General features: G+C 39.4%; 1 pseudogene. It reads right to left on the bottom strand.

From position 1 onward, the window contains the following. Positions 1-830: 830 nt before the first annotated feature. A pseudogene (locus F6K63_RS36595) lies at positions 831-2,252 on the bottom strand (hypothetical protein); the annotation flags it as partial.

Consider the following 2,252-nt stretch of genomic DNA (forward strand, 5'->3'; position numbering starts at 1 on the left):
GTGGTATTCCAATGCAAAGGCAAGCCCGTAACCACTCTTAAAGCTAAAATGGGTATATGAACCAGCTAATTGGCCGGGTACGGCCAATGATAGCCAAAATGTGGGCATGAATCAGACCATCTTGGCCACACACATCAAAAATTCACAAACTAAATAGGCAATACTAGGAACCGGGGAAGAGTAGGGGATAAGTAGAGGGTTGGGTAATGGGATGGTTGTGACACCTTATTGATTCACAATGTCATTAGAACATCAAATACCCAAAACTGACTCAAATACGCTTAATCTCGTTGTGAGATGTCAACTATAAGAACAAGTTCTCAGTCACGGAAATTAAGCGGATGCTTCGCGGCCAAAATACGGGGTTGACGCAAACTCATTCCCCATATATTAGCGGCGTTTGCGTCAACAAAAACACACATACCCATATTTTATAGGGGTTTCAGAAGTCGATTTTCCCGCAGTCAAGCTTGTTTTTTTAAACTGATATTGTGAGTGCGCTAATTTAGTGTTTTTTGACATTGCTTAAATCACCGGTTTAATAACCCATTAACACCATTGGTTTGTGTGGATTAGAGTACTACTAACTACCATCAAGCGTTTTCAATAGTTGGAATTATTGATATCAATTTCATTGATACCGGTAATTGGTGTTAATGGGATGAATGTGTTATCATAGTGTCAGTATTGACTTTTGACTGGTACACCCCTAGTTTTGTTAGCACATGCAAAATGTGAATATTTGACAAGTTTTCGGTCTCTGTTTCTTGTTAGTAGTGAGTTCCAAAAATGCATGTGCTAACTTTTATTGATGGTTTATCTAGATTTGATTACTCTTCACTGCTATCATTTTTACCAGTAACCAATTTGCGACCATACCGAATATCTAAGTTGGCTCTGACCATTAGCAAGCATTGAAATTCTGGATGCTCTTCGTAATCTCGTGCATGATTACGAGCTTTGCTTGATTTTAGTGTTGACTTGAAATTGCGATTACCAGCACGGATGGCTGTGTCAATCGAATCAATCATCAGTTGGTAATTGATAGTTTCATCATCATTGGTGAAAAATGTTTCGTATGATTGACCATACTTATTGATGAGATATTTTTGTTCACGTTCCCAGCTCTTCATCTGGTCATGAGTTTGAAATGTGAACTGTGATAAGCTACATTCACGTAGCAAACGAGCAGACTCAACTGTGTATCCGGGGAAAGCTTGCGAATTTTTCCAAGATGTTAGATAATTTTTCTTGTATTCGCTTGGTTTCAGTATCTTACGGAACAGATAAGTTTTTGCACGCTCAACACTGTATGGTGTTTCGTGTAGACTATCTAAAAATGTTTCGGATGGTAGATATTCGTTAGTTAAGCTTTGCAACTCATCACCATTCATGGTTTCAGCTTGACATTCATTATCTCGGTATGAGCGCATTTTTGTGGTGACTTTTTCATCGCCAATTTGAAACTTGTAGTTAGCTGAGCCGTGGAATGTGCCAGATGTGCAGATTGACTTGATTTCAAATTCAAACTTATTGACCACTGAAACTGATGGAAATGTGTTTTGTATGTGTGTTGCCACTTGTTTAGCTACCAAGTCTTCTAATTCTTTACCGCTAATCATTCTCTTTTCAGTTTTGGCGACGACTGTCAATTCATCATCTTGTTGAATTGTCCCAAGTTCGACATCTTGGTTTTTAAAGAGATTCCCAAAATTTAGTGTTTTTGTTTTTCCTGGTGTGTACGCATCTACTAGCGCCTCGGCGGTGAGTTTCCGATTTAATTTTTTATGAATGACGTTGTCTAACTCGAAAGCACAACCATCAGTAATGGTCTGAAAACCGTGCAGTGATTTCTCCATATACCACGCCATAGCTCGGGCGCGTGCTGTGATGTTATTGCCGACAACTACATTGCCAATGGCGAAAAATGGCGATACCATGATTCCGTAGATTGTGTTGATGATTAGCTTATACAGTGAGTTCCATGGCTTCTCACTGGCTATTTTTTTGCTATATTGGTTCCGGAGTCTGAGCAGTTCATCAACTAACAACTCTCCAAGATTCACGCTTGTCCATGCATAGCACTCTTGTTCAGTCTTGATGATTTTAGACTTTTTGTGTTGGTTTACAGCGTTGGTGGTGTTTTTACCAGTGTGATTAGCTCTTTGGTCTAGCAGCTCTTCGAGACTATCGACACGTTCGCATTTCGGATAATAAGTAGCAGTCACTATGTGGAGATTATCAAGTAGTTC

It is taken from the genome of Moorena sp. SIO1G6 (assembly GCF_010672795.1).
Classification (GTDB): domain Bacteria; phylum Cyanobacteriota; class Cyanobacteriia; order Cyanobacteriales; family Coleofasciculaceae; genus Moorena; species Moorena producens.